2 protein-coding genes are annotated in these 3,008 nt (G+C 54.9%); one reads left to right on the top strand and one right to left on the bottom strand.

Annotated features, from left to right (window positions below):
• A partial coding sequence (locus VAE48_RS03075; protein ID WP_322791847.1) for an ATP-dependent DNA helicase occupies positions 1 to 731 on the top strand: 731 nt, incomplete at its 5' end.
• Positions 732 to 910: 179 nt separating this feature from the next.
• Here the strand turns inward: VAE48_RS03075 and VAE48_RS03080 are convergent.
• A complete protein-coding gene (locus VAE48_RS03080; protein WP_322791848.1) occupies positions 911 to 2,971 on the bottom strand; it encodes a hypothetical protein in 2,061 nt (686 codons plus the stop codon).
• Positions 2,972 to 3,008: the final 37 nt, after the last annotated feature.

The following is a 3,008-nucleotide window of genomic DNA, read 5'->3' on the forward strand; positions in this document are numbered from 1 at the left end:
CTGCCACCCTGACGGCTGAAGGTGAATTTAATTACCTGCGTTCGCGCCTGAATGCCGATGAGGCCGATGAACTGATTCTCGGCTCACCGTTCGATTACGAAAATGCGGCGCTGCTCTTCATCGCCAAAGACATTCCCGAACCGGTAGATGCCAACGGCTATCAACGTGCGGTTGAACACAATCTGATTCGGCTGGCACGCGCCACCGGCGGGCGGATGCTGGTGCTGTTTACTTCGTATGCCCAACTGCGGCGCACTTCACAAGCAATCACCCCGGCTTTGCTGGAAGCGGGAATTCAGGTCTATGAGCAGGGTGAGGGTGCGTCTGCCAATCTCCTTTTGGAAACTTTTCGGGAAAGCGATAAAGCCGTTTTGCTGGGAACCCGCGCTTTTTGGGAAGGGGTGGATATCCCCGGTGAGGCTCTTTCGGTGCTGGTTATCGTCAAGTTACCCTTCGATGTACCTTCCGATCCGATCATCGCCGCCCGATCGGAAACATTTGACGATCCTTTCAACGAATATCAACTGCCGGAAGCCATTTTGCGTTTTCGCCAGGGTTTTGGGCGGCTGATTCGCACCCAGTCCGACCGCGGGGTGGTTGTCATCCTCGACCGACGCATCCTTTCCAAGCAGTATGGCAAGGCTTTCCTCGAATCCCTGCCGCAATGCAAGGTTCACGTCGGTTCGCTGAACGACCTGCCTGCCATCACCACACGCTGGTTAAACCTCTAAGCAGATAGCTTATAAAAAACGTCAGTTCGGGATAAATCCTTTTTTGCATCCAATTTCAGAATTTTGCCCCCTCCTGCGCCTCCCCCAATATCGCTAAAGCGAAATTGGGGGAGGTTGGAGGGGGTGCATCTCGCTGCTGGTTAGGTTTTGTGCTTATCCCGACCAGATGTTATAAATAACTACTGCGAAAGCGGCGCAATAAAAACCTGATTGCCAAAGGCTAACACCAAATTGCGCGCCATGGTTACGCGGAAGGCGGTTGCCGGGCGGGCGGGTACAGGGGTTGCTCCGTCCTGCAGAGGGCGAATCTCCTGCACAAAGGTCATTCCCAGGCTGAACTGATAAACCGCCGGAAGCGCCGGATTCAACACATATAATGACGGCTCGGGCGGCTGAGTAGCTTGAATCTGGCTCAAATTGACCCCTAGACGATCCAATTCTTCCACCGGTTCACCCGCCCGGCTGACGCGATAGGGGTACGGATCATTACAGCGGGTGGGTGTAGAACTGATACTGCTGTAAGTACACAGCACCATTCCGCTATCTTCCCGTAGAATATACAGGTCATTCTGGTAAATCGCAATGTCCACCGCATTGGAAAGGTCGGGGATGACATCCCCAAAAAACAGACGCGGCCCTGCCAGCGGATCGCTGAAATCCACCCCCTGCCCATCGAAGCGCCAGACCGCATTGGAACGCGGATCCAGTAAGTGCAGCAGCCCGGGCGAATAAATCATCGCCCGTAATTCCCCCCAACCGGCATCCGGCGGGCGCAGAGGGATGGCGCTGGTCTTATTGGCATCCAGGGAACAGTACAACAAATTGCCAAACGCATCTATGCCCATCACCACTGCGTCAAGAGTATTGGGAACAGGGGCAGCGGCAATATCCACCAGCGGCCCAATGATTAAACCGCCTACCAGATTTGGTCCACAGAAAAAGCGGCTGTCCACCTCATAACCCGGGCGGGTATACACCAACCGAATCACCCGTCCGCTGGATTGATCCAGCAGGTATAAATCTTCAGAGGGGGTAGAAACAATCCGGGTAATGTTGACTTTATTGTCAAAAGGCATTGGCAGCAATGCCGAAAACTCCAGCCGACGGATGCCTTCCAGTTGATCCACTGCCGTCAAAATCTGCCGGCGCAGATTGCGCATTCGTTCAGAATTGCCAAATTCGGCGGCCTGATCCAGATAACCCAACGCAGCCTCATAATTGACCCGTTTCATTAACACATCGTTCTGGGCATCGGCCTGAGCCATCATTTGTTCGGCCTGCGCAATGAACAGGCGGTGCTGTTCGCCGCGTCCTTGCTGCCAGTATGCGGTCATGGCAATGGCAACCACAATCAACGGCACCACCACAGCAATGAACAACATGGCACTGTTGGAAAGAGCCGGCAGCCGCTCAGCCTTACCGGGCAACATCCGCGCCGTCCAGCGCGAAAGCGCTGCCCCGCTGCGCTGGCGGAAAGCCTGCCAGCCATGCAGGACACGGCTTACCCATCCGCCTGCCTTGCGCGCTGCTGGAGAAATTTGTTTGATCAACGGAGAAACAGCCGGTTGAGATGTTTCAACAGCAGCCTTTTGTGGAATCTCAGACGGTGAGACATTTTCCATCTCCACGGTGGATTGTGTGACCGGAGAGGCTTTTTTCTGCGTAACCTGTACCTGCATTCGCCCAAACCGATCCCGCAAGCGTTGCGTCAGACCGCCTTCAGGGGCATCCTCTGGTTTCTTTTCACCGGCAAGGTACACCGCCCGTTTGGTGTCCTGCAGCTGCTCTTTGTGCGTGGTAGTTTGTGCGGCAGGCTGCACTGCCGGCATTGCTCCGGGTTTTTCTTTTTGGTCAGGGGGTGATTCAACCGTTCGCATGAGCGGGGAGAGTTCCGCCTCTCCGGTGCGCAGGTTGCGAACGTGAATTTCACCGGCCCCTTTACGGGTTCGCAGCATGATAAAACCGAGGTTTTCATCTGCCTGTACCAGCAAACGGCGGCGCAAATTATCCAGTGACAGTTGTGTACTGCCAAGCAGGGTCTGCCGCGTCCAGTTTTGTGGCGGCTGAACACACAACAATGCCAGATCACCCGCCTGAAAGGTGCAACGATAATAACGTACGGATGCCGTGCGGCTGATCCCCAATCCTCGCCCGGCTCCCTGCGGATCATGATAATGTTCAACGGTCTGGGCATTGATTATAAATGAGTGAACCGGACCACAATGAGCCAGATAGAGCATTTCCTCGTGTTAAACGGCCACAATCATCGACCCCAGC

The organism is Bellilinea sp. (assembly GCF_034432615.1).
GTDB lineage: Bacteria > Chloroflexota > Anaerolineae > Anaerolineales > Anaerolineaceae > Bellilinea.